The sequence below is a fragment of the Aneurinibacillus sp. XH2 genome, assembly GCF_001439585.2.
GTDB lineage: Bacteria > Bacillota > Bacilli > Aneurinibacillales > Aneurinibacillaceae > Aneurinibacillus > Aneurinibacillus thermoaerophilus.
Genome location: NZ_CP014140.1, coordinates 3,283,253 through 3,308,544, shown reverse-complemented (window position 1 = coordinate 3,308,544; position 25,292 = coordinate 3,283,253). Strand labels below are relative to the sequence as shown.

At 47.4% G+C, this 25,292-nt stretch carries 24 protein-coding genes and 1 riboswitch; of the genes, 22 read left to right on the top strand and 2 right to left on the bottom strand.

The annotated features are described in order from the left end of the window. The first annotated feature begins 54 nt into the window (after positions 1-54). From tatC to purD, 20 genes are all read left to right on the top strand, one after another. Positions 55-846, top strand: coding sequence for a twin-arginine translocase subunit TatC (gene tatC / locus ACH33_RS16355; protein ID WP_057899962.1), 792 nt, complete (start codon positions 55-57; stop codon positions 844-846). A gap of 314 nt (positions 847-1,160) precedes the next feature. After that, complete coding sequence (gene groES, locus ACH33_RS16350) at positions 1,161-1,442, top strand: co-chaperone GroES (RefSeq protein ID WP_057899961.1); 282 nt, start codon at positions 1,161-1,163, stop codon at positions 1,440-1,442. Positions 1,443-1,531: 89 nt separating this feature from the next. Next, a complete protein-coding gene (gene groL, locus ACH33_RS16345) occupies positions 1,532-3,157 on the top strand; it encodes a chaperonin GroEL (protein WP_057899960.1) in 1,626 nt (541 codons plus the stop codon). Positions 3,158-3,391: 234 nt separating this feature from the next. After that, a riboswitch (purine riboswitch) is annotated at positions 3,392-3,493 on the top strand. A 130-nt stretch (positions 3,494-3,623) separates the two neighbouring features. Further along, the gene (gene guaA, locus ACH33_RS16340) at positions 3,624-5,162 is read left to right on the top strand and encodes a glutamine-hydrolyzing GMP synthase (protein ID WP_057900437.1); all 1,539 of its coding nucleotides are present in this window, start codon (positions 3,624-3,626) and stop codon (positions 5,160-5,162) included. Positions 5,163-5,197: 35 nt separating this feature from the next. Beyond that, positions 5,198-6,574 carry an NCS2 family permease gene (locus ACH33_RS16335; RefSeq protein ID WP_057899959.1) on the top strand — a complete coding sequence of 459 codons (1,377 nt, stop codon included), beginning with the start codon at positions 5,198-5,200 and terminating at the stop codon, positions 6,572-6,574. Positions 6,575-6,854: 280 nt separating this feature from the next. Beyond that, positions 6,855-8,042: an HD domain-containing phosphohydrolase gene (locus tag ACH33_RS16330; protein ID WP_204244844.1), complete on the top strand. Its 1,188-nt coding sequence runs from the start codon at positions 6,855-6,857 to the stop codon at positions 8,040-8,042. A gap of 251 nt (positions 8,043-8,293) precedes the next feature. Next, positions 8,294-8,386 (top strand): sporulation protein YjcZ, encoded by a 93-nt coding sequence (locus tag ACH33_RS20240; protein WP_082706114.1) that lies wholly within the window; start codon positions 8,294-8,296, stop codon positions 8,384-8,386. Between the two features lie 149 nt (positions 8,387-8,535). Beyond that, the gene (locus tag ACH33_RS18885) at positions 8,536-8,625 is read left to right on the top strand and encodes a sporulation protein YjcZ (protein ID WP_082706113.1); all 90 of its coding nucleotides are present in this window, start codon (positions 8,536-8,538) and stop codon (positions 8,623-8,625) included. A gap of 584 nt (positions 8,626-9,209) precedes the next feature. Next, complete coding sequence (gene purE, locus ACH33_RS16325) at positions 9,210-9,698, top strand: 5-(carboxyamino)imidazole ribonucleotide mutase (RefSeq protein WP_057899958.1); 489 nt, start codon at positions 9,210-9,212, stop codon at positions 9,696-9,698. After that, positions 9,695-10,831, top strand: a complete 1,137-nt coding sequence (gene purK, locus ACH33_RS16320; protein ID WP_057899957.1) for a 5-(carboxyamino)imidazole ribonucleotide synthase — start codon at positions 9,695-9,697, stop codon at positions 10,829-10,831. Before purE ends, purK begins: the two co-directional genes overlap by 4 nt. Before the next feature lie 20 nt (positions 10,832-10,851). Beyond that, on the top strand, positions 10,852-12,147 hold the full coding sequence (gene purB, locus ACH33_RS16315; RefSeq protein ID WP_057899956.1) for an adenylosuccinate lyase: 1,296 nt from the start codon (positions 10,852-10,854) through the stop codon (positions 12,145-12,147). Between the two features lie 313 nt (positions 12,148-12,460). Beyond that, the gene (gene purC / locus ACH33_RS16310; protein ID WP_057899955.1) at positions 12,461-13,180 is read left to right on the top strand and encodes a phosphoribosylaminoimidazolesuccinocarboxamide synthase; all 720 of its coding nucleotides are present in this window, start codon (positions 12,461-12,463) and stop codon (positions 13,178-13,180) included. After that, complete coding sequence (gene purS / locus ACH33_RS16305) at positions 13,173-13,421, top strand: phosphoribosylformylglycinamidine synthase subunit PurS (RefSeq protein ID WP_057899954.1); 249 nt, start codon at positions 13,173-13,175, stop codon at positions 13,419-13,421. Before purC ends, purS begins: the two co-directional genes overlap by 8 nt. Positions 13,422-13,424: 3 nt before the next feature. After that, a complete protein-coding gene (gene purQ / locus ACH33_RS16300; protein WP_057899953.1) occupies positions 13,425-14,117 on the top strand; it encodes a phosphoribosylformylglycinamidine synthase subunit PurQ in 693 nt (230 codons plus the stop codon). Then, positions 14,098-16,329 (top strand): phosphoribosylformylglycinamidine synthase subunit PurL, encoded by a 2,232-nt coding sequence (purL, locus tag ACH33_RS16295; protein ID WP_057899952.1) that lies wholly within the window; start codon positions 14,098-14,100, stop codon positions 16,327-16,329. The genes purQ and purL overlap by 20 nt, the downstream gene beginning before the upstream one ends. Continuing rightward, positions 16,311-17,741: an amidophosphoribosyltransferase gene (purF, locus tag ACH33_RS16290; RefSeq protein WP_408863278.1), complete on the top strand. Its 1,431-nt coding sequence runs from the start codon at positions 16,311-16,313 to the stop codon at positions 17,739-17,741. Before purL ends, purF begins: the two co-directional genes overlap by 19 nt. A gap of 11 nt (positions 17,742-17,752) precedes the next feature. Next, positions 17,753-18,793, top strand: a complete 1,041-nt coding sequence (gene purM / locus ACH33_RS16285) for a phosphoribosylformylglycinamidine cyclo-ligase (RefSeq protein ID WP_057899951.1) — start codon at positions 17,753-17,755, stop codon at positions 18,791-18,793. Beyond that, the gene (gene purN / locus ACH33_RS16280; protein WP_175493595.1) at positions 18,793-19,434 is read left to right on the top strand and encodes a phosphoribosylglycinamide formyltransferase; all 642 of its coding nucleotides are present in this window, start codon (positions 18,793-18,795) and stop codon (positions 19,432-19,434) included. Before purM ends, purN begins: the two co-directional genes overlap by 1 nt. Continuing rightward, positions 19,431-20,981 carry a bifunctional phosphoribosylaminoimidazolecarboxamide formyltransferase/IMP cyclohydrolase gene (gene purH / locus ACH33_RS16275; RefSeq protein ID WP_057899949.1) on the top strand — a complete coding sequence of 517 codons (1,551 nt, stop codon included), beginning with the start codon at positions 19,431-19,433 and terminating at the stop codon, positions 20,979-20,981. Before purN ends, purH begins: the two co-directional genes overlap by 4 nt. A gap of 23 nt (positions 20,982-21,004) precedes the next feature. Further along, the gene (gene purD / locus ACH33_RS16270) at positions 21,005-22,288 is read left to right on the top strand and encodes a phosphoribosylamine--glycine ligase (protein ID WP_057899948.1); all 1,284 of its coding nucleotides are present in this window, start codon (positions 21,005-21,007) and stop codon (positions 22,286-22,288) included. 26 nt (positions 22,289-22,314) lie between these two features. Here the strand turns inward: purD and ACH33_RS20405 are convergent, their stop codons facing one another. Continuing rightward, a complete protein-coding gene (locus ACH33_RS20405) occupies positions 22,315-22,443 on the bottom strand; it encodes an EYxxD motif small membrane protein (RefSeq protein WP_257721577.1) in 129 nt (42 codons plus the stop codon). A 32-nt stretch (positions 22,444-22,475) separates the two neighbouring features. Then, positions 22,476-22,733 carry a YgaP family membrane protein gene (locus tag ACH33_RS16265; RefSeq protein ID WP_057899947.1) on the bottom strand — a complete coding sequence of 86 codons (258 nt, stop codon included), beginning with the start codon at positions 22,731-22,733 and terminating at the stop codon, positions 22,476-22,478. Between the two features lie 374 nt (positions 22,734-23,107). Here ACH33_RS16265 and ACH33_RS16260 point away from each other — a divergent pair, with 374 nt between their 5' ends. Together ACH33_RS16260 and ACH33_RS16255 are read left to right on the top strand one after the other, a co-directional pair. Beyond that, positions 23,108-24,310 carry an ABC transporter substrate-binding protein gene (locus tag ACH33_RS16260; RefSeq protein ID WP_057899946.1) on the top strand — a complete coding sequence of 401 codons (1,203 nt, stop codon included), beginning with the start codon at positions 23,108-23,110 and terminating at the stop codon, positions 24,308-24,310. A gap of 92 nt (positions 24,311-24,402) precedes the next feature. Then, positions 24,403-25,281: a branched-chain amino acid ABC transporter permease gene (locus tag ACH33_RS16255; protein WP_057899945.1), complete on the top strand. Its 879-nt coding sequence runs from the start codon at positions 24,403-24,405 to the stop codon at positions 25,279-25,281. Positions 25,282-25,292: the final 11 nt, after the last annotated feature.

The following is a 25,292-nucleotide window of genomic DNA, read 5'->3' as shown; positions in this document are numbered from 1 at the left end:
ACAAACAACACTATATTTTGCAAGCTGTTTGTTAAGAGAGGGTTTGAACAGCATATGAGCAATGAAGACCGAGATATGCGGGTGGTGGAACACTTAAGCGAGTTGCGGAGACGTGTAATCTGGGTGTTGATTATTTTCATGGTGGCGTTTATCGGCGCGTTTGTCTACGCTGATCCGGTTGTCCGCTATTTTCAGAAAAACGCCGATATTCAGTGGAATGTTTTCGCTCTTGGCGACGGATTACGCGTGTACATGCAATTTTCATTTGTTATCGCGCTGGTGGTTACCCTTCCCTTTATGTTGTATCACATCTGGCGATTTGTTTCTCCGGGGCTTCGCCCGCATGAACGAAAAGCGGCTGGCGCTTTTATCGTTCCAGCATTCTTGCTTTTTATAACAGGGCTGGCTGTAGGATATTATTTAGTATTTCCGATGCTCGTAAGCTTCATGAAGAAGTTTTCCGAGAAACTCGGTACCGTAGAAACGTTTGGAATCTCTCAGTATTTTGGTTTCATGTTCAATATTGTGATCCCGCTGGCCTTGTTGTTTGAATTGCCGATCATTGTTATGTTTTTAACACGGTTACGCGTGTTGAACCCAATGCGGATGAAGAAGATGCGAGGTTATTCATATTTAGTTTTGGTCATTATAGCCTCGCTCATTTCACCACCAGATTTTATTAGCCATTTAAGCGTTTTTGTCCCACTGGTCATTTTATATGAAGTAAGTGTTGTGCTATCACGTATTGTGTACCGGAAACAACTGAAAGAAGAAGCCGAATGGGAACGCGAGTTTTATGGAGAGAGACAGGAAAAAGACGCTGTGCTAACGGTTGATAGAGAATAATAAGTATAATAGGGATAAGAGAGCCGAACCCTCCGGCTCTTTTTTTATCGTTTAAGAAACGTGGCTATTTGATGAATCAATACTTACCACAAGGAAAAGAGGAGTGAAGAATACGCGTATTTTCTACTCTAAATTCTGGAAAATCAACAGCCGTATTTTAGAATAAAGCTTATACGAAACGTACAAAATGAGAAAGAAAAATTTTTGTAACGCGGGGCTTGCAAAATGGAAATAAAGTATATATTATAATAATTGTGTTAGCACTCATTTGTAACGAGTGCTAACAACTATACTTAACAGGGAGGTTGTTTTCAGTGTTAAAGCCATTGGGTGACCGTGTGATTGTAGAACCTATCGCAAAAGAAGAAACAACTGCTAGCGGAATCGTGCTTCCGGAAACAGCGAAAGAGAAGCCGCAAGAAGGCAAAATTATTGCTGTAGGAAACGGCCGTTATGAGAACGGTGAGCGCGTAGCTTTGGAAGTAAAAGAAGGCGATCGTGTTATCTACTCCAAATATGCTGGCACTGAAGTAAAATATGGCGATAAAGAATTGTTAATCATGCGTGAAAGCGACATTCTCGCGATTGTTGAGTAATCACTGAGAACGGCACTTTCATAAGTATCTGAGTTTTTCACCGTGCAGGTATCTATATAAAGACTACATAAATTAGGAGGGCGAACAGAATGGCGAAAGAAATTCGTTTTAGCGAAGAAGCGCGCCGCGCGATGCTTCGCGGTGTTGATACGCTTGCTGACGCAGTAAAAGTAACTCTCGGACCGAAAGGCCGCAACGTGGTACTTGAAAAGAAATTCGGTTCTCCGCTTATCACAAACGACGGTGTGAGCATCGCGAAAGAAATCGAGCTTGAAGATCCGTTCGAAAACATGGGTGCACAGCTTGTTAAAGAAGTTGCGACCAAAACAAACGATGTAGCGGGTGACGGTACGACTACTGCTACCGTTCTGGCTCAGGCGATGATTCGCGAAGGTCTGAAAAACGTAACAGCGGGCGCAAACCCAATGGATGTTCGCCGCGGTATTGACAAAGCGGTTCGCAAAGCGGTTGAAGAACTGCATGCTATTTCCAAGCCGATCGAAGGCAAGGAGTCTATCGCACAAGTTGCTGCAATCTCTGCTGCTGACGAAGAGATCGGCCAGCTGATTGCAGAAGCTATGGAAAAAGTAGGTAAAGACGGCGTTATCACAGTTGAGGAATCTAAAGGTTTCACAACTGAACTTGATGTTGTAGAGGGTATGCAATTTGACCGTGGATATGCATCTCCGTACATGATTACGGATACTGACAAGATGGAAGCGGTGCTTGAAAATCCGTTTATCCTGATTACTGACAAGAAAATCTCCAGCATCCAAGATATCTTGCCGATCCTTGAGAAAGTTGTACAACAAGGCAAGCCGCTTCTGATCATCGCTGAAGATGTAGAAGGCGAAGCGCTGGCAACGCTTGTTGTCAACAAATTGCGTGGCACATTTACTGCGGTAGCAGTTAAAGCCCCTGGATTCGGTGATCGCCGCAAAGCGATGCTCGAAGATATCGCGGTATTGACTGGCGGTCAAGTAATCACTGAAGACCTCGGTCTTGACCTGAAGACAGCTTCTCTGCAACAACTTGGTCAAGCCGGCAAAGTTGTTGTAACGAAAGAAAATACAACAATTGTAGAAGGCGCTGGTGACAAAGCGAACATTAACGCTCGCGTGAACCAAATCCGCGCTTCTATCGAAACAACAACTTCTGACTTTGACCGTGAAAAACTGCAAGAACGTCTGGCTAAATTGGCTGGCGGCGTAGCAGTTATCAAAGTTGGTGCGGCTACTGAAACTGAATTGAAAGAGAAAAAACTGCGCATCGAAGACGCGCTGAATGCTACTCGCGCTGCTGTTGAGGAAGGTATTGTAGCTGGCGGTGGTACTGCGTTTGTAGCTGTTTACAATAAAGTAGCAGAAGTTGAAGCGGAAGGCGATGAAGCTACTGGCGTACGCATCGTTCTGCGCGCTCTTGAAGAGCCGGTACGTCAAATTGCTGCCAACGCTGGCCTTGAAGGTTCTGTTATCGTTGAGCGCCTGAAACAAGAAGAAGTAGGCATCGGCTTTAATGCGGCAACTGAGCAATGGGTGAACATGATCGATGCTGGTATTGTTGACCCGGCGAAAGTTACTCGTTCTGCGTTGCAAAATGCTGCATCGGTTGCGGCTATGTTCTTGACAACAGAAGCGGTTGTAGCCGACAAGCCAGAAAAAGAAAAAGCAGCTCCTGGCATGGACGGAATGGGCGGCATGGGCGGTATGATGTAATCGCCTCTGGGAGAAACCCCTTCGAAGAAGTTCGAAGGGGTTTTTGCATGCATTTCGCCGGATTGAGAGAAGAAGCAACATCATCTACAGTTCTGATTTTTTTTAATAAATTTATGGTATGACGAATGAAAAAGCAAAAGAAAAAGAATTTATATGAGGAAAATCCGAACAATTAGATAGAAAAGAGGGTTAAATTTTCATATTTTAGTGCTTGACTTTTCGAATACCTCTGGTAAACTAAATTCGTTAAAGCCTCATATAATCTCAGGGATACGGCCTGAAAGTTTCTACCGAACGACCGTAAATCGTTCGACTATGAGGACAGATAGCTGTGCACCAGGTTTCTGTCTCTATACTTTTTTATAGAAAGCCTGGTTTTTGTTTTTTTATAGGAAAAAATAAAAATGCTAAAATGTTTGTTATGCTTATAGATGCAGCGATTTATACAGAGGAGGATTTTACAAAGATGGACAAGCCGAAAGAGTTAGTTGTAGTTCTCGATTTCGGAGGACAGTATAATCAGTTGATTGCACGTCGTGTTCGTGATCTTGGTGTATTTAGTGAACTTATACCTTATAACACTCCGGTTGAAGAATTGGAAAAGCTGAATCCAAAAGGGATTATCTTCTCCGGCGGTCCAGCGAGCGTATATGCCGAAGGAGCGCCACAGTGCGACACCCGCATTTATGACATGGGAGTGCCGATTCTGGGTATTTGCTATGGTATGCAGTTAATGTCTCACAATCTGAAAGGGAAAGTGGAACGCGCGGGCGTGCGTGAATACGGGCGTTCCGATATTTCCATTCATAATGATTCCCTGTTCTTTAAAGGGCTCGACAAAACGGAAACAGTATGGATGAGCCACTCAGACAAAGTAATCGAGGTGCCTGAAGGTTTCCAGATTGACGCTAGCAATGAAGCGTGTCCGGTAGCAGCTATCAGCCATCCGGTGAAGAAGTTCTACGGTGTCCAATTTCACCCGGAAGTTCGTCATTCCGTACGCGGCAGCGAGATGCTGAAGAACTTCCTGTTCGAAATCTGCAAATGCGAAGGCAATTGGTCGATGGAAAACTACATCGATATGATGGTAGAAGAGATTCGCCAAAAAGTCGGCAACAAAAAAGTGCTCTGCGCGCTGAGCGGTGGCGTGGACTCTTCCGTAGTGGCCGTGCTTATTCATAAAGCGATTGGTGATCAGTTAACATGCATGTTTGTCGACCATGGTTTGTTGCGTAAGGGTGAAGCGGAAAGCGTAATGGAGACGTTCGCTGAGAAATTCCAGATGAACGTGATTAAAATCGATGCCCGCGAACGCTTCTTGAATAAGCTGAAAGGCGTATCTGATCCTGAGAAAAAACGTAAGATTATCGGTAACGAATTTATTTATGTGTTTGAAGAGGAAGCCAGCAAGCTGAAAGACATGGACTTCCTTGCCCAGGGTACGCTGTACACAGATATCATCGAGAGCGGTACGGCAACGGCACAGACAATTAAGTCACACCACAATGTAGGTGGCTTGCCGGAAGATATGAAGTTTGAGCTTATCGAACCATTAAACAAATTGTTTAAAGACGAAGTGCGCAAGGTGGGCGAAGAGCTTGGTCTGCCACGCGAAATCGTATGGCGCCAGCCATTCCCAGGCCCAGGTCTTGGAATTCGCGTGCTGGGTGAAGTTACGGAAGAGAAGTTAGAGATTGTACGCGAATCTGACTATATTTTGCGTGATGAAATCAAAAAAGCAGGTCTGGAGCAAGACATCTGGCAATACTTCACCGTGCTTCCGGATATTCGTAGCGTAGGTGTTATGGGAGATGGACGTACGTACGATTATACGGTTGGCATTCGTGCCGTTACATCAATTGACGGGATGACAGCTGACTGGGCGCGTATTCCGTATGAAGTGCTGGAGAAGATTTCAGTGCGCATTGTAAATGAAGTTCCGCATGTAAATCGTGTCGTTTATGACATTACGTCGAAACCGCCGGCAACGATTGAGTGGGAGTAAGTATAATTCGCGAGAGAAAAGGAAGAAAAGAGAAGATGGATAAGCTGTTCAGGTTGAAAGAGAATAACACGAATGTGCGTACGGAGCTTATCGCTGGTATTACCACGTTCATCACAATGGCATATATTCTAATCGTCAATCCGCTCACACTAACGGCCGGAGGGGCCACAGGCATGGATTTCAATGCTGTGTTTGTGGCTACCGCGCTTGGCGCGGGTCTTGTCACGATTATGATGGGATTGTTCGTGAACTATCCCATCGCGCTGGCACCTGGCATGGGTTTAAACGCATATTTCGCTACTGTCGTCATAAGTTCGGGGGGAGCCATTACCTGGCAAATCGCGCTCGCTTCTGTGTTTATTTCCGGTATTATCTTTTTTATTCTGACGATTACAAAAGTCCGGCAATTATTGCTGGACGCGGTTCCGGAATCTATCCGTGCGGCGATTACGGTAGGTATCGGTTTGTTTATTACGATTATCGGATTCAAGACAAGCGGCCTACTGACCGGTTTTTATATTGGAAAAGAGGGAGCAAAACCATTTACGGAGATGTCGCCGAATGACTGGCTTCTCCAACTTGGCAACTTTGTTGGACATAAAGAGATTTTGCTGACGATTATTGGTTTGCTGCTTACAAGCATTTTGATGGTCATGCGTGTACAGGCCGCGATTTTGTTAGGAATTGTTGTGACGACGATCATCGGTATTCCGATGGGGGTAACCAATCTATCCTCTTTGACAACCGCTCAGTGGGTGCCTGATTTCAGTAATCTGGCCATTGGACAGATGGATTTGGCAGGTGCGCTGAATGCAGGATTGTTAACGATTGTATTTACGTTTACGTTTGTCGAATTGTTCGATACATTCGGTACGTTGACGGGTACGGCCGCCAAAGCGGGCTTGCTGGATAAACCGGATGCAAAAAAACGCATCGGGCGTGCAATGCTGGTGGATGCTGGCGGGGTAAGCCTTGGCGCGTTACTTGGCACAAGTACCATTACGGCATATGTAGAAAGTGCAGCAGGTGTAGGCCAGGGTGGACGTACGGGTCTTACTTCAGTTACAACGGGCATCTTGTTTTTGCTTGCTTTATTCCTCGCTCCGCTTGCGTTGGTTGTTCCGGCTCAGGCGACGGCTCCGGCGCTTATCATTGTAGGTGTGCTTATGATGGGCGCAGTACGCGGCGTTGAATGGGATAACATGGTATACGCTATCCCGTCGTTTTTTACCATTGTGATGATGCCGCTGACATCTTCCATTGCTAACGGAATTTCGTTCGGTATCGTGTTCTACGTTATTCTCGCTACTGCGAACAATCTTGCTGGAGGCAGGAATAAGATTCATTGGCTTATGTGGATTCTTGCGCTGCTTATCATTGCGAGGTTTTTATTCATTGACATTAACGCATAACTCTATTGAAGTAAAAAAGCATCGGTTTTCACTTGAAGCCGATGCTTTTTTCACTTCGGAAAGATACAAGCTCGAGTTTTGTCGAATTTTTTTCTTAAATTATTAGAAAAGTTAGATCAATCTGTTGTACAATTTTAACATAAGTAGCGAGAAGTCTTCTTTCTCTTATAGATGGGAGATGAATCATTTTTTCTTTTGTATTTATTTCTGCAACTGGAGGGAGGTTCATTAGGAATATTTAGTTCGACAGCGAAGCTTGTAAAGAATTGCGCTTTGCCGTTTGCTTGAAAGGAGCCTTAAAGTAGGCGTATATAAACCGGGAGGAGATGGGGAGGCGATGGGCTTTTTCCCTTTTGCGACCGATAATATAAAAGAAAAAATGTGGATTGAAACATTTAGCGTGCTAATTGTTGATGACGAAGAATGCCATTTAGATATTATCGAGCAATTTTTATCCGAAAGAAACTATCGTGTGTTTTCCGCTTGCACGGGCACGGAGGCGCTGTGCATTCTTGAGAATGAAGATATAGATTTGGTTCTGCTTGACATTGCGATGTCTAGCATGGACGGATACAGAGTGCTTCGTGAAATCAGAGCGATGAAAGAACGGTATATTCCTGTCATTATGCTTACTTCGTTTGATAGTAAAGAAGATAAAATCAAAGCGCTGGAGGAAGGTAGCGACGATTTTTTGAACAAGCCTATTGATAAGTATGAGATGTATGCAAGGGTGCAAACGTTGCTACGCATGCGCCACTATTCTAAACAAATGGCTGTCGCCAAACAGCGCTTGGAAAACGAAGTGGCGCGTCAGACGGCCGAGTTGCAGCAAGCGCTTAACGAGCTGCAATTGTTGAATAGCAAATTGGCGGACAGTCATCGAGAGATCGTAGAACGTTTGTCGGCAGCTGCCGAGTTTAAAGATCCAGAAACAGCAGCCCACATTCAGCGCATTAGCCATTACTGTGGGGTAGTGGCCCGGGCAATGGGCATGGGTGAAGAAGAGGTTAATCTGATGATTCAAGCCAGTCCCATGCACGATATCGGGAAAATTGGCGTACCCGATCGTATTCTTCTTAAGCCGGGAAAGTTGACGAAAGAAGAATTTGAGAAGATGAAACAACATACCGTAATCGGACATAAAATTTTAAGTGGTTCCGATTCGCAGTTGCTTAAACTGGCGAGTGAAATCGCATTATCACACCATGAGAAATATGACGGAACCGGGTATCCACGTGGTTTGTCTGGCGCCGATATTCCGCTGAGCGGAAGAATTGTGGCCGTTGTAGATGTGTTTGACGCTTTGACAAGCCGCAGGCCGTATAAAGCGCCATATCCAAATGAGAAAGCGTATGAAATCATTCGCCAGGGAAGCGGAACACATTTTGATCCCTTGATTGTGCGGCTATTTTTTGAAAATCTTTCTGAAATTTTACGTATTCAACAGCAATATCAAGATGAACGGTAAGAGCCAGAGCCTAGAATAGGCTCTTTTTTTTGGATAAAAATGGGCGGACGTCCAAACAGTCTGCCTGTTCAGGACATAGTATGTAACATGCCAAGTGATTCAAGGGCCTTGCTGAAGGGAGGGTATCGACACAACGTGAGTTGCTGAAATGGAGATAAAGTTGGGGTGATTTTAATCCTCTTTATTCTGCTGGTGGTAATCGCTTGCTCGTGTAATAGCTAAATTCCTAATAAGAAGGAAGGGTGAGGCAAATGAGTTGTTCTGGAGGATTTGGAGAAGAGATTGGCGTAATTCTGGTGTTGTTCATCTTGCTTGTAATTATTGCTTGCGCCTGTGACCGATGAAGAAAAAATAGGTATCCGCCGATTTTTCTGCCAGATAACAACGGGGTAGGCGGGTGTCCAAACCCTTACCGGTCAGGTGGCATACGTTGTAATACGGGTGATTGAACCCCCTGATGCTTTAGACAGCACGCTAGAAAGGGGTGAAATGAATGAGCTTTTTCAATGGAGATGACGTAATCGGTGTGATTCTGGTGTTGTTTATCCTGCTTGTTATTATCGCTTGCGCTTGCGATAGTTAATGCATAACATAACATGCAGGAAGACCGCCTTTCGGGCGGTCTTTTTTGGTGGCTAAAAAAGAGTTAGAATAGGGCTTGGTATGCGTCATGTTTTCTTTACTAGAATTTTGTAATAGCGAATAATATTATTTAAAAAAACGTTAAATGTTCGGTAATTTCCTTGACGAGCCTTGATTTGCTTGTTAAACTAAAAGTGAATTAAGCGGAAAGTGAATCTAGGGTTCCGCAGCCGAAGGCAGAGCTGTAGGTCCGAGCGATTCAGGCGTGCGATAGCACGCTACACCGTAGGGATAAAAGCCCAGGCGGTAGGTTTCCCGTTATTTAAGGGGAAATCTACCGCCTGGGCTTTTTTTGTCGTATAAGAAGGTATATGTTGCTTTATAGTGATAAAGAAACATATACTTTCTTTCCATAAGTAAATGAGGAAAAACATGCGAGGCGTGTGGTACGGAAGGAGAGAAAGACCGGCAACGTCCGCGAGCTTTTCTTGTGAAAATCATGAAGTAAGAAGAAAAAGCTAGCAGTCTCTGAGGTTTTTCTGACAAAGGAAACATACTAAGGGAAATAAGGGGGATTGCATATAGATGAATCAGCCGCTTGTAGGTGTGATTATGGGGAGCACGTCAGATTGGGATACGATGCAAGAAGCATGTGCCATTCTGGAAAAATTGAAAATACCTTACGAAAAAAAGGTGGTATCCGCTCATCGGACACCGGATTTGATGTTTGAATACGCCGAGAAAGCAGAGGAACGCGGATTGGAAGTTATCATTGCGGGAGCTGGCGGCGCGGCGCACTTGCCGGGCATGGTCGCTTCCAAAACGGCGCTTCCGGTTATCGGCGTACCCGTGAAATCTTCAACGTTGAATGGCCTTGACTCACTGCTTTCGATCGTGCAGATGCCAGGCGGTGTTCCGGTCGCCACAGTCGCGATTGGAAAGGCCGGAGCGATCAATGCAGGGTTGCTCGCCGCACAAATCCTAGGAAACAAATATCCGGAAATTCGTGATTGTTTTATGGCGCATCGGGAGGCCGTTAAACAAAAAGTGCTGGAGGCGGAATTGCCATTATGAGTAAGAAAAAAATCATTACGCCTGGCGCCACGATTGGCGTACTCGGGGGAGGTCAACTGGGACGAATGATGGCGCTTGCTGGTCGCGCGCTCGGCTATCGTTTCGCTACGCTTGATCCGACAGAAGATTGCCCGTGTGCCCAGGTATCGGATAAGCACGTTGCGACCCGTTACGATGACGTCGAAGGAGCGATGGAACTGGCGCAGGCCAGCGATGTGATTACGTATGAATTTGAAAATGTGGATGCGGATGTAGCGGCGATTTTAGAGGAAAAATCATACGTGCCGCAAGGAAGCAGTCTTTTGCGTGTGACCCAGCACCGGATTCGGGAAAAATCAACGCTGGCTTCGTTCGGAATTCCGGTGGCTCCTTTCCGTGTCATAGAGAATGAGCAAGATGCGGATCATGCGATTCGCGAATTGGGAGTGCCGGCGGTTATGAAAACGGCGACCGGCGGTTACGATGGAAAAGGTCAATACGTTATTCGCCAGGCGGAAGAAGCCGTATCCGCCTACCGCGAGCTTTCCAAAGCCGGTACGGAAATTATTATCGAACAATTCGTGCCTTTTACGAAAGAAATCTCGGTTATTGCGGCACGCAGTGTTTCGGGTGAAATTAGGACGTTTCCGGTGGCCGAGAACATTCACCGAGAAAATATTTTGCATCTGTCCATTGTTCCGGCGCGTATTACGGAAAATGTGACGGCACGCGCGGAGGAATTGGCTAAAACAATTGCAGAGAAGCTAGGAGTGGTCGGGCTAATCGCGGTGGAGATGTTCGTCACGGCGAACGATAAAGTGCTGGTTAATGAACTGGCGCCGCGCCCGCATAATTCAGGGCATTATACGATGGATGCTTGCGTGACTTCGCAGTTTGAGCAGCATATCCGCGCGATTTGTGATCTGCCGCTTGGAGATCCGAAGCTTTTAACCCCGGTTGTCATGGTCAATATTCTCGGCGAGCATCTTGAACATGTTCTTGATAAAATAGAGACGCTTCCTCGCTCCGCAAAACTGCACCTATATGGCAAAAAAGACAGCAAGCCGAAGCGGAAGATGGGACATATGAATGTCTTGGCGGAGTCGGTTGAGGTTGCGTTACAGCAAATAGAAGAATTACAAATCTGGGAGTAAATCAAGGGAGGATACGTAACATGATTCCACGCTATACCCGCCCGGAGATGGCGGCGATTTGGACGGAAGAAAACAAATTCAACGCATGGCTGAAAGTCGAAATTTTGGCCTGCGAAGCCTGGGCTGAACTGGGCGTTATTCCGAAAGAAGATGTTGAGAAGCTGTGGAAAAACGCCCGCTTTGATATCCACCGCATTTATGAGATTGAACAGGAAACGCGCCATGATGTGGTGGCATTCACCCGGGCGGTATCGGAAACGATCGAAGGCGATGAGAAAAAATGGATTCATTACGGCTTGACGTCTACCGATGTAGTGGACACCGCGCTTTCATACTTGCTTTTGCAGGCGAATGAAATTATCGAACGAGATCTTGTCCGCTTTATTGAAATTTTGAAGGAAAAAGCGCAAGAACACAAATATACCGTAATGATGGGACGTACGCACGGCGTACACGCAGAGCCGACTACGTTCGGTTTGAAAATGGCGCTCTGGTATGAGGAAATGAAGCGCAATCTTGAGCGGTTCCGCCGCGCGAAAGAAAACATTGCGGTTGGCAAAATTTCCGGCGCGGTCGGCACGTATGCCAACATCGACCCTTTTGTGGAAGCGTACGTGTGCAAAAAGCTCGGCTTGAAACCGGCACCGATTTCTACGCAAACGCTGCAGCGCGACCGTCACGCCGAATACATGGCAGCGCTGGCGCTTATTGCGACATCGCTTGACAAGTTCGCAGTAGAAATTCGCGGTTTGCAGAAGAGCGAGACGCGGGAAGTGGAAGAAGCGTTCGCCAAGGGACAAAAAGGCTCTTCCGCGATGCCGCACAAGCGCAACCCGATTGGCAGCGAAAACATTTCCGGTCTGGCGCGTGTGATTCGCGGACATATGCTGTCAGCTTACGAAAACGTTCCGCTCTGGCATGAGCGCGACATTTCCCATTCTTCTGTAGAACGCGTGATTTTACCGGACGCGACGCAGTTGATCAACTACATGCTGAATCGCTTCGGCAACATCGTGAAAAACCTGACAGTATTCCCGGAAAATATGAAACGCAACATGGATCGTACCTTTGGCCTCATTTATTCGCAACGTGTTTTGCTCAAGTTGATTGATAAGGGCTTAAGCCGTGAGGAAGCGTACGATACGGTACAACCGCGCGCAATGCAAGCGTGGGAAGAACAACGTCCGTTTCGCGAGCTGATTGAAGCTGATGAGAAAGTAAAATCGTTGTTATCGAAAGAAGAAATCGACGATTGTTTTGATTATAGCTGGCATCTGAAGCATGTAGACACGATTTTTGAGCGTCTCGGGTTATAAAGTAAGGCTGACTGACATCTCTTCCTTTTCTTGGCCGGGTTTTTTTAGCGTGCCTAAGCGAATGTATGCGCTCCGTTCTTCTTCAAGCGATCCCGCAAAATATGCAGGTATCTCGAATAGGAGAACAATTGTAATATCGTTTCATTTTGTGAAACACAGGGCTGAAGCTCGTCAGAAAAAAGTCTGTGAAAAGGAAGAATGTCAGTCCTTTCAAATTTATAAAAGTTAATAAATGAATTATATTTTCAATATTGGCAATAGATTGTAAAAACAAAGGGAATGATCGGGCCAGAAGCCTAGAAGGAGAAAAACGATGGAAAAACTCGAAATGCTGTATGAAGGAAAAGCGAAACGGATTTATCGCACAGATAAGCCAGGAGTTTTCTGGGTGCAATACAAGGACGATGCCACCGCTTTTAACGGAGAAAAGCGGGCTCAGATTATGGGAAAAGGCGAACTGAACAACCGTATAACTTCAATTTTTTTCCGTATGTTAAAAAAGAAAGGCATTGATAATCACTTCATTGAAGAGCTATCGTCGACCGAACAACTGGTAAAGCAAGTAGACATTATCCCGTTGGAAGTTGTCGTACGAAATATTGCAGCGGGTTCTCTCGCCAAGCGTCTTGGTATGGAGGAAGGGACAGAACTTTCTCAACCGGTCGTTGAATTTTATTACAAGGATGACGAGCTTGGCGATCCGCTCGTTAATGATTCACATATTGATGTGCTCGGCATTGCAACGGAGGAAGAACGCCGATATTTGCGCGAGATGGGGCTCAGAATCAATGAAATACTCACCGCATATATGAGGGAGCGCAACATTATTTTGGTTGATTTCAAGTTGGAATTCGGTCGTACTGAAGATGGAAACATTCTGTTAGCGGATGAAATTTCGCCGGATACGTGCCGTTTCTGGGATGTAGATACGAAAGAAAAGCTGGACAAGGATCGTTTTCGCCGCGATCTGGGCAACGTGGAAGACGCTTATAAGGAAATTTTAAAACGTATTGGAGGAGAAGCACATGTTTAAAGCCGTTGTATATGTAACATTGAAAGAGTCCGTACTTGATCCGCAGGGAAATGCCGTAAAAGGCTCCTTGCATTCCTTGGGATTCGATGAAGTAAACGATGTTCGTATCGGTAAATACATGGAAGTTGAACTGAATGTAAACGATCGCGTAGCAGCGGAAGAACGCCTGAAAGAAATGTGCGAAAAACTGCTCGCGAACACGGTAATTGAAGACTATCGTTTCGAATTGGTGGAGGCGTAAGCGATGAAGAGTGCAGTCCTCGTATTTCCCGGTTCGAACTGTGATATTGACATGTACAAGGCTGTGGAAGATTGTCTTGGGGAGCCGGTTGAATATGTATGGTATACCCGGAACAATCTCGATGAATTCGATTGCATTCTCCTCCCAGGCGGATTTTCTTATGGGGATTACTTACGCCCCGGAGCGATGGCCGGCATGGCACCTGTGTTGAACGCGGTGCGCGAAGCGGCGGAGAAAGGCAAACTGATCATGGGCGTATGCAATGGGTTCCAGATACTGACGGAAGCACGCCTGCTACCAGGTGCGTTACGTCGCAATAAAAGTCTGAAATTCCGCTGCGAGATTGTGAACTTGCGCGTAGAGAACAACAAAACACCATTTACTTCACAGTATGAAGAGGGTGAGATTATCCGTATTCCGATCGCGCATGGTGACGGTAATTATTACTGCGATGAAGAGACATTGCGAGAAATGAAAGCGAATCATCAAGTCGTATTCCGTTATAACGGCGACAATCCGAACGGTTCCATTGAGAACATTGCCGGGGTTATCAATAAAGCGGGCAATGTGCTGGGCATGATGCCGCATCCGGAGCGGGCTGTGCACGAATGGCTCGGTTCAGCGGACGGAAAGCGCATGTTTACTTCGATTTTACAGAGCTGGAGGGAGAAGAACGGTGTCACATATAGAGCCTAATCCGCAACAGATCGCCGATAGAAAAATTTACCGTGAAATGGGTTTGACTGACGAAGAGTATGCTAAAGTCGTTGAAATTCTTGGCCGAAAACCGAATTACACGGAGACAGGCTTGTTCAGCGTCATGTGGTCCGAGCATTGCAGCTACAAGAATTCCAAACCGGTGCTCCGCCGCTTTCCGACATCCGGTTCGCGCGTATTGCAGGGACCGGGCGAAGGTGCAGGCATTGTTGACATCGGCGACGGTCAGGCGGTTGTATTTAAAGTGGAAAGTCATAACCATCCGTCTGCGATTGAACCGTATCAAGGAGCTGCGACCGGCGTGGGCGGTATTATTCGCGATGTGTTCTCAATGGGAGCACGTCCGGTTGCCCTGTTGAATTCCCTTCGATTCGGTGAACTGAATAAGCCGCGCACGAAATATCTGTTTGAAAACGTGGTGGCAGGAATCGCGGGTTACGGCAATTGCATGGGCATTCCGACAGTAGGTGGCGAAGTTGCTTTTGACCCGTGCTATGAAGGAAATCCGCTCGTAAATGCGATGTGCGTAGGTCTCATTGACCACGATAAAATCCAAAAAGGCGTGGCGGAAGGAATTGGCAACCCAGTTATGTATGTAGGTGCTGCAACCGGACGCGACGGCATTCACGGCGCGACATTCGCTTCGGAGGAATTAAATGAAGAATCAGAAGCGAAACGGCCGGCGGTGCAGGTTGGTGACCCGTTCATGGAAAAGTTGTTGCTTGAGGCCTGCCTCGAACTGCTGGAGACGGATGCGGTTGTCGGCATTCAGGATATGGGAGCCGCAGGTCTGACATGCTCAAGCGCAGAGATGGCTAGCAAAGCCGGAAACGGCATGGAACTAAACCTTGATCTGGTACCGCAGCGCGAAAAAGGCATGACACCGTACGAAATGATGCTATCCGAATCACAGGAGCGCATGCTTCTTGTCGTGAAAAAAGGCCGTGAATCCGAAGTGGAGAAAATCTTCAAGAAATGGGGATTAAACTCTGCGGTTGTGGGCCGGGTGACGGACGATGGCATGCTGCGGCTTACGCACAAAGGGGAAGTCGTTGCTGAAGTTCCGGTGAAAAGTCTTGCTGATGACGCTCCGGTATACTGCAAGCCTTCACAGGAGCCGGTTTACTATAACGAATATCGGAACGTGGACACATTAAACTTGCCGGAGCCTGCCGATTATACGGAAGCGTTGAAAAAAGTGCTGTCCGCGCCAACGGTGGCAAGCAAAGAATGGGTGTATAATCAGTACGATTATATGGTGCGCACCAGCACTGCTGTTGTACCAGGATCTGATGCGGCCGTCATTACCATCCGCGGCACGCGCAAAGCGCTGGCGATGAGCATTGATTGTAACGGGCGTTACGTATACCTTGATCCGGAAACAGGCGGCGCGATTGCGGTCGCAGAAGCGGCGCGCAATGTTGTCTGCTCCGGTGCAGAGCCGATTGGCCTGACCGATTGTCTGAACTTCGGCAATCCAGAAAAGCCGGAGATTTTCTGGCAATTTGAAAAAGCGGTCGACGGTATGAGTGAAGCGTGTCGCGTACTTGAAACTCCGGTTATCGGGGGTAACGTGAGCTTGTACAATGAAACGAACGGTGAAGCCGTCTATCCAACACCGGTTGTTGGTATGGTTGGTTTGATTCACGACGTGGATCATATCACGACACAGGCGTTTAAAAATGAAGGGGACGTCCTGCTTTTGCTCGGCGAGACAAAAGCGGAAATCGGTGGTACAGAATATCAGAAACAGATGAATGGTTCGATTATTGGACGGCCGCCGTCCATTGATCTGGAAACGGAGAAAAGATTGCAAAAAACCGTTCTTATGGCGATTCAGCAGGGACTGATCGCTTCCGCCCATGATCTAGCAGAAGGCGGGCTTGCTATTGCTTTGGTGGAATCGGCGCAGCCTGGTCTCGGGGCGAGCGTTGATTGGAATATTGACCTTCGCCCGGATTTTGCGTTGTTTAGCGAATCACAATCCCGCGTACTGCTGAGCGTGAAACCGGAACACGTGGAAAAAGTGCGGGAATTGGCGGCGGCAAACGGCATACTGTGTACGCGGATCGGTACGGTAGGCACGGATGCAATTAAAGTAACGGTAAACGGACGCGAATTGATCAACACGCCGCTGGAAGAACTGAAAGCGGCTTGGAAGGGTGCGATTGCATGTCTGATGCATTCATGATGGAACATGATGAATTGTGGGATAAATTGAACGAAGAATGTGGCGTATTCGGGGTGTTTAACCACCCCGATGCGCCGCAATTGACATATTACGGACTTCATGCACTGCAGCACCGGGGTCAGGAAAGCGCCGGGATTTGCGCGTCCGATGGGGAGAAATTTACTTCTCACCGCGGCATGGGCCTGGTAACAGAGGCGTTCAGCGGCGGGGAGTTAGGCAGAATCCGCGGACGGATGGCAATTGGGCACGTGCGTTATACAACGGCGGGCGAAAGTAAGCTTGAAAACGCCCAGCCGCTTGTCTTCAAATACACAGGGGGCAATCTGGCGCTCGCGCACAACGGCAATCTGGTAAACGCCACGCAGGTGCGCCATCAGTTGGAACGTCAGGGCTCCATCTTCCAGACAACAAGCGACACGGAAGTGATTGCCCATCTGATCGCGCGTTCCGGTTATGAGATTGAACAGGCGGTAAAAGAATCGCTGCGCATGATTAAAGGCGCGTACGCCCTGCTTGTTATGACGGAAAACAAAATGATTGTTGCGCTTGATCCGAACGGTCTGCGCCCGCTTGCGCTCGGAAAAATTGATGACGCATACGTTGTCGCTTCTGAGACCTGTGCGTTTGAAACGGTAGGAGCCGAGTATATTCGCGACGTAGAGCCGGGAGAGATGATCATTATGGACGAAGAGGGCCTTCGTTCCGAACGGTTTGCCGGCCAGTCCCAACGCGCGATTTGTTCATTCGAGTACATTTATTTTGCACGCCCGGACAGCGATATCGGCGGTATTAACGTACATCTGGCCCGTAAAGAGCTGGGACGCCAGCTGTACAAAGAAGCCCCGGTGGAAGCTGACGTTGTCACCGGGGTACCGGATTCCAGCATTTCCGCGGCGATCGGATACGCGGAAGCGGCAGGCATTTCGTACGAGCTTGGCCTGATTAAAAACCGTTATGTTGGGCGGACGTTTATCCAGCCGACACAGGAAATGCGAGCTCGCGGCGTGCGGATGAAGCTGAGCGCGGTGCGTAAAGTCGTGGAAGGCAAGCGCGTCGTCATGATTGACGATTCCATTGTGCGCGGCACGACAAGCAGCCGAATTGTAAGAATGCTGCGCGAAGCGGGAGCAAAAGAAGTGCATGTACGTATCAGCTCCCCGCCGGTTACCAATCCGTGTTTTTATGGAATTGATACCTCCAGCCGGGAAGAGCTCATTGCAGCGAAGAAATCAATTGAAGAAATCCGGGAGTTTATCGGAGCTGACTCGCTGTATTTTTTGTCTGAAGAGGGTATGGTAAAAGCGATTGGGCGCAACGATACGGCTCCGAACCGCGGGCATTGTCTGGCCTGCTTCACAGGTTATTACCCGACAGAAATTTACGAAGAAACGAAAAATTGCGTGGAAAAATAGGGGGAGAAAGCATGAGTGAAGCTTACAAGCAGGCGGGAGTGGACATTGACGCCGGCAACGAAGCGGTTGAACGGATGAAAAAACATGTCAAGCGCACATTCCGCCCGGAGGTTTTGACTGACTTGGGTGGTTTTGGCGCGCTTTTCGGCCTTGATACAAGCAAATATAAAAAGCCGGTGCTCGTATCGGGCACGGATGGGGTAGGAACGAAATTGAAAATCGCATTTGCGATGGATAAGCATGATACGATTGGAATTGACGCGGTCGCCATGTGTGTCAACGACATTGTGGTACAGGGCGCTGAGCCGCTGTTTTTCCTTGATTACCTTGCCTGCGGCAAAGTTGTCCCGGAACGCATCGAAGCGATTGTCAAAGGAATTGCCGACGGATGCGAGCAATCCCGGTGCGCGCTTATCGGCGGCGAAACCGCGGAAATGCCAGGGATGTATGACGAATCGGAGTATGATATTGCGGGCTTTAGCGTAGGTGTAGTGGATGCTGATGAGATCATCGACGGCAAAAACATCAAGCCTGGCGATGTGATCATCGGTATGGCTTCCAGCGGGGTTCATAGCAACGGATTTTCGCTTGTGCGCAAGGTTCTGCTGGACAACGTTGGAATGTCACTGACGGATAACGTGGCGGAACTTGGCGGTACGCTGGGGGAGACGCTCTTGACGCCGACGCGCATTTACGTGAAATCGTGCCTTGCTTTGCTGGAAAAAGTGCGGGTGAACGGCTTTGTGCACATTACCGGCGGTGGATTTTACGACAATATTCCGCGCATCTTGCCGGAAGGAACAGCGGCTCAAATCGAGTACGGCTCCTGGGATATTCCGCCGGTGTTTACGCTTGTGGAAGAGAAAGGGCGTATATCGAAAAAAGACATGTTTCGTACGTTTAATATGGGGATTGGCATGATTGCCATCGTTCGGGAAAATGAGGCGGCCGAAGCGCTCCGCGTATTGCAGGAAGCGGGAGAGAAGGCGCAGATAATTGGCCGGATTGTACAGGGAGAGCAAGATGTACGCTTTGGCGGGGGGAATTGGTAATGAAAATCGCCGTCTTTGCTTCTGGAAGCGGCTCAAATTTCGCTGCTATTATGGAAGCTATTAGGAACAGGACGCTAACCGATGTGGAAGTAGCACTGCTTGTCTGTGACAGGCCTGGCGCATATGTGCTTACGAGGGCGGATTCTTACCAAGTGCCGACGTTTGTGTTCTCCGCCAGAGATTATCCGGACAAGCCAAGCTTTGAAAGGGAAATTCTCAAACAGCTTGAAGAGTTTGGTATAGAGCTTATCGTACTTGCGGGTTACATGCGCTTGATCGGTGACACGCTTTTAAAAGTGTACGGTGGGCACATTATCAATTTGCATCCGTCTCTCCTGCCTTCTTTTCCTGGAAAAGATGCTATTGGTCAGGCTTTACGCTATGGTGTGAAAGTTACAGGAATTACTGTCCATTTTGTGGATGAAGGCATGGATACGGGGCCGATTATCGCGCAGCGTTCTATTCCAGTGTACGGCAGCGATACGGAAGAAACGCTGGCGGCGCGCATTCATCGGGAAGAGCACCATTTGCTTCCTCAGGTGATTCAGCTTCTGGTAGACGGCAAGGTTCATCTTGATGGACGACATGTACGTGTTGATGCGGAAGATTTTGAATACGGTAGAGGAGTGGAAAAACTGTGAGTGCAGTACAGGTAAAACGCGCATTGATTAGCGTATCGGATAAAACAGGCATCATAGAGTTCGCCAAAGAACTGGAGAAACTGGGTGTAGAAATTATCTCCACTGGCGGTACAGCTGCTCTGCTACAAAAAGAAGGAGTAAAGGTGATCGGCATTTCTGACGTAACCGGCTTTCCTGAAATTCTTGATGGGCGCTTAAAAACGTTGGATCCACATATTCATGGCGGATTGCTTGCTGTACGTGACAATGAAAAACATGTTCAGCAAATCGCCGAGCATAACATTACGCCGATTGATCTTGTGGTTGTTAACCTGTATCCGTTCAAACAAACGATCAGCAAGCCAAACGTAGCATTCGCCGAAGCGATTGAAAACATTGATATCGGTGGGCCGACGATGCTCCGTTCCGCGGCGAAAAACCATAAATATGTAACGGTGATTGTAGATGCGGACGATTATAGCAAAGTGCTTGAAGAAATCCAGACGAACGGAAGCGTATCGGATGAAACGAAGCGTAAATTAGCGGCCAAAGTATTCCGCCATACAGCCGCTTATGACGCACTTATTTCTCAATACTTAACTGAACAGGTTGGGGAGCAACTGCCGGAAAGCTATACGGTAACATATGAGAAAGTGCAGGATCTTCGTTACGGTGAGAATCCGCATCAGACCGCAGCCTTTTATCGTGAACCGCTCGCAGGACAAGGCAATATTGCTACCGCCAAGCAATTGCACGGCAAAGAACTGTCTTACAATAATATCAATGACGGCAACGCCGCACTTGCGATCGTCAAGGAATTTAGCGAACCGGCTATTGTCGCAGTGAAACATACGAATCCCTGCGGTGTGGGCATAGGAGCAACGATTCTGGAAGCGTACCAGAAGGCGTACGAATCTGATCCGGTTTCAATTTTTGGAGGGATCATCGCAGCGAACCGTCCGATCGATAAAGAAACGGCCTTGCAAATGAAGGAAATCTTTCTTGAAATCATCATGGCACCTTCCTTTACCGAAGAAGCGCTCGAAATTTTGCAGGAGAAGAAAAATCTACGCTTGCTGGAACTCGGAGATCTGACGGCAAAAGACAAAGCTGCGTGGAAGTTGACCAGCGTCGAAGGTGGCGCGCTGGTGCAGAGCGAAGATGCGAAACAAATTACAGAAGCTGACCTTGAAGTCGTGACGGATCGCAAGCCGACGAAGAAGGAAATCGAACAATTGCTGTTTGCGTGGAAAGTCGTAAAACACGTGAAATCGAATGCCATCGTTCTCGCCAAAGATAATATGACAATCGGCGTGGGCGCGGGACAAATGAACCGTGTGGGTGCAGCGCGTATCGCGATCGAGCAGGCGGGCGATAAAGCGTTTCGCAGCGTACTGGCGTCTGATGCGTTCTTCCCGATGCCGGATACGGTAGAAGAAGCCGCGAAAGCGGGTATTACCGCAGTGATTCAGCCGGGTGGTTCCATTCGCGATGAAGACTCCATCAAAGTGGCGAATGAGCACGGCATTGCGATGGTATTTACGAAGATCCGCCATTTCAAACACTAAAGTAAAGAGAGGGAGTAAATTCAATGAAAGTACTCGTTGTCGGCGGTGGCGGTCGCGAACACGCCCTTGTATGGAAGCTGGCGCAAAGCCCGAAGGTATCTCGCGTTTACTGCGCGCCGGGGAACGCTGGTATCGCGCAGGTGGCCGAGTGCGTGCCGATTGGTGTCAATGACTTTGCGGCTCTTGCGGAGTTTGCGAAAAAAGAAAGCATCGAGCTGACGGTAGTCGGTCCGGAAGACCCGCTGCTCGGCGGCATTGTGGATTATTTTGAGGAACAGGGGCTAAAAATTTTTGGACCCAAAAAAGAGGCGGCGCTGATTGAAGGCAGTAAAGCGTTCGCTAAAGAGCTAATGAAGAAGTATAACATTCCGACCGGCGCGTACTGTGCTTTTACTGATTATGAAGCGGCCCTTGCTTACGTACGTGAGCAGGGCGCGCCGATCGTTATTAAAGCGGATGGTTTGGCAGCAGGTAAAGGCGTAACCGTGGCGTTTACGCTTGAGGAGGCGGAAGAAGCGTTGCGGGCGATGATGGTGGATGATGTGTTCTCAGGCGCTGGCGCCCGCGTTGTCATTGAAGAATATCTGGCCGGTGAGGAAATGACGCTGCTGTCGTTTGTAGATGGCGAAACGGTTATTCCGATGGTGCCGTCGCAGGATCACAAGCCGGTGTTTAACGATGACAGAGGCCCGAACACAGGTGGTATGGGAACGTATTCTCCGGTACCGCATATGGACGAGTTGGTTGTTCGTCGGGCCATTGATGAAATCGTCATTCCGACGGCTAAAGCGATGGTGGCTGAAGGGCGTCCGTTCCGTGGCATTTTGTATGCAGGATTGATGATTACGGACAAAGGACCAAAAGTCATTGAATTTAATGCGCGTTTTGGTGATCCGGAAACACAGGTTGTACTCCCGCGTCTCGCGAGCGATTTGGCCGATATTTTTCTCGCGACAGTGAATGGAAGGTTAGATGAGTGCCGTGTAGAATGGAAAAAAGACGCAACAGTTTGCGTCATTATGGCGTCTGAAGGTTATCCTGGTTCTTATTTGAAAGGCCGCGAAATTACCGGACTGCCGGAAAATACGGATGACGTGATCGTGTTTCACGCCGGAACGGCTGAGAAGGACGGTCGCATTGTGACAAGCGGCGGTCGCGTGCTTGGCGTGACCGCGATCGGAGAAGATTTGTCTGAAGCCCAGCGTAAAGCGTATGAAACAGTAAAGCGAATTTCGTTTGTAGGTGCGCATTACCGCACCGATATCGGGGCGAAAGCGTTGCGCCGAGCGGAAGAAAAAACAAAATAATCGGCAAAGGCGAAGCCACGCGGTTGCTATGATTTATAGCGACCGCGCGACTTCCCATTTTTAGCCCACATTATAGCTACGACAATAACAGAAGCGACAATGGTTAGAATGACGTATAAATTGTCGCTTACAACCTCCCACATAAGTCGATCCATATGTGCTTCCTCCTTTGTGCGTGTTTATTCGCTTATCGCCGGCAGCGTGGATAACTGCGGATGCGATATGGACGTTTATTTTCGCCGTTTATTGTGCTGATGTCAAGCAGCGCGAGCAGCGGGCAGAAGCGGGTAATACCTTCAGCTACTTTCAGGGCGCTGAGCATAATCAACACACATGTAGAAGTCCGGTAAGGATAGCGGGCAAGACGGGCTATGCCGTAAGAAAGGCCCATGAGTCCGAATGTAATCCGGATGAGTGCGTCACATATACCTACATTTTGTTTCATTTTGCAGTCCCCCTATATCTGAAAACTGTACATTCTTTTCTTAGCATGTGGAAAGAAAAAGGGAATATGCATAGGCTGTATGGCTTTTCCTTGGAAAAAGCGTAAGATTTTAATAGTACTATTAGAAGTATAGTAACAATAAAAAAATACTTATGCGAAAAGTTATACTTTTTTTAGATACAAAATACTATATTACTAGACGAAGACACAATAATGATGTACAATATTTTCAGAATAATAGGTTTTTTATTAATAAAAATAAATTTTATTTTCTGATTCAAAAATACAATATAGAGGGAGGGGATTTGTTTAGAAATAAGATATTTTTGCTTTTTTGAAAAAGGAGATTTTATTTGAAAAATAGGGGGCACATGATGAAGAAAAGAAAAGTCACAGGTATTCTTTTATCTCTCATGCTATCTGCCGGAATAGCAGTTGGTTGCAGCGGCGGGACGAAAGATGCGAATACATCCGCTTCAGGCGGACAGGGCGCAGCTGGGGATACGATTAAAATCGGAGCGAACCTTGAGCTTTCTGGGGGAACTGCATCGTATGGCCAATCTTCTGGTCAGGGGATCGAACTGGCTGTGGAGGAAATTAACAAGAATGGCGGGATCAACGGCAAAAAGCTGGAAGTGGTAAAAGTTGACAATAAGTCCGACCCGGCTGAGTCGACCAATGCCGCAATTAAGCTGATCAGTCAGGAGAAAGTAGCGGCGATTATCGGGCCGGCTACAAGCGGGGCTGTTTTGGCTGAGGTTGAGGTGGCTACCAAGAATAAAACGCCAGTGATTACAACTGCCGGTACAAGCACAAAAATTACGGTAAATGATGACGGGTCAGTGAATGATTTTATGTTCCGCACCTGCTTTATTGATCCGTTTCAGGGAAAAGTGGCAGCAAATTTTGCAACGAAAGAGTTGAAAGTGAAGACAGCCGCTATTTTTTCCGATAGCTCCAGTGATTATGCGAAAGGTTTAGCGGACGCATTTGAGAAAAAGTTTACAGAAAATGGCGGGAAAGTGGTAGCGAAAGAAGCGTATGTGGCAAAGGATACTGACTTTCGTGCTACGCTCACGCGCATTAAATCCGCAAACCCTGAGTTCATCTTTATTCCTGGATACTACGAAGAAGTAGGTCTAATTGTGAAACAGGCGCGTGAACTGGGAATTAAAGCAGTATTGATGGGTGGAGATGGTTGGGATTCTCCGACGTTGGTTGAACTGGCTGGAAAAGATGCGCTGAACAATGCGTACACGATCGTCCACTACTCATCCGATGATCCGGATCCGAAAATTCAAAACTTCGTCAAAGCTTTTAAGGAAAAGTACAACGGAAAATCTCCTAATGGATTTAACGCTTTAGGGTATGATTCCGTTTATTTTCTAGCTGACGCGCTTAAGCGGGCTGGTGATTTAGACCCGATTAAGATTAAAGACGCTCTGGCGCAAACAAAAGATTTGCAGCTTGTATCAGGAAAATTCAGCGTGGATGAGCAGCATAACCCGATTAAGTCAGCTACAATCTTAGAGTACAAAGATGGGAAGCAAGTATTTAAAACAAAAATTAATCCGTAAGTATACGAATGGGGGGCTTGCCCCCCATTCGAAATGTAAGGGGCACATTGTCGCGTTGTCGCGCGAAAGCATTGCCTGGAAGGAGTGGGAACATGGAACTGGTACAGCAGCTTATAAACGGTATTTCACTAGGAAGTATTTATGCTTTAATTGCACTTGGTTATACGATGGTTTATGGAATTATTAAGCTCATTAATTTTGCACATGGCGATGTTTTCATGGTGGGTGCTTTTGTTGGATTTTATGCGGTTACCGTCATGGGGCTGAGTTTTTTTCCTGCACTGTTGTTCGCGATGGTCGTCTGCGCGATTTTCGGCGTGTTGATTGAGCGGATCGCATATAAGCCGCTGCGCAATGCGACAAGAATCGCCGCTCTGATTACAGCTATTGGCGTCTCGTTGTTCATTGAATATAGCACGGTTTATATAAGGGGAGCACAACCGGAAGCGTATCCGGCTGATGTGATTCCGAATAAAAGCTTTGAAATTTTTGGAGTGACCGTTAATAGTCAGTCGTTATTCATTCTCGGCGTTTCGCTTGCGTTGATGGTTATTCTGCAATTTATTGTGCACAAAACAAAAATAGGAAAAGCAATGAGAGCGGTTTCATACGATGCAGAAGCTGCTCGTTTGATGGGAATTAATGTCGACAATACCATCTCGGCAACGTTTGCGATCGGATCGGCGTTGGCCGGCGCGGCTGGCGTTATTTTCGGAATTTATTATGTCAAAATTGACCCGCTAATGGGGATTATTCCAGGCCTTAAAGCGTTTGTTGCAGCGGTGCTGGGCGGTATCGGAATTATTCCAGGCGCGATGGTGGGCGGCTTGGTCCTTGGCGTGGTGGAATCTTTGGTCAGCGCTGTCGGATATTCGCTGTGGAGAGATGGGGTTGCTTTTGTCGTTTTGATTCTAATTCTGATTTTTAAGCCGTACGGATTGTTTGGCAAAAACGTCAGGGAGAAAGTGTAGAGGGGGGGAGA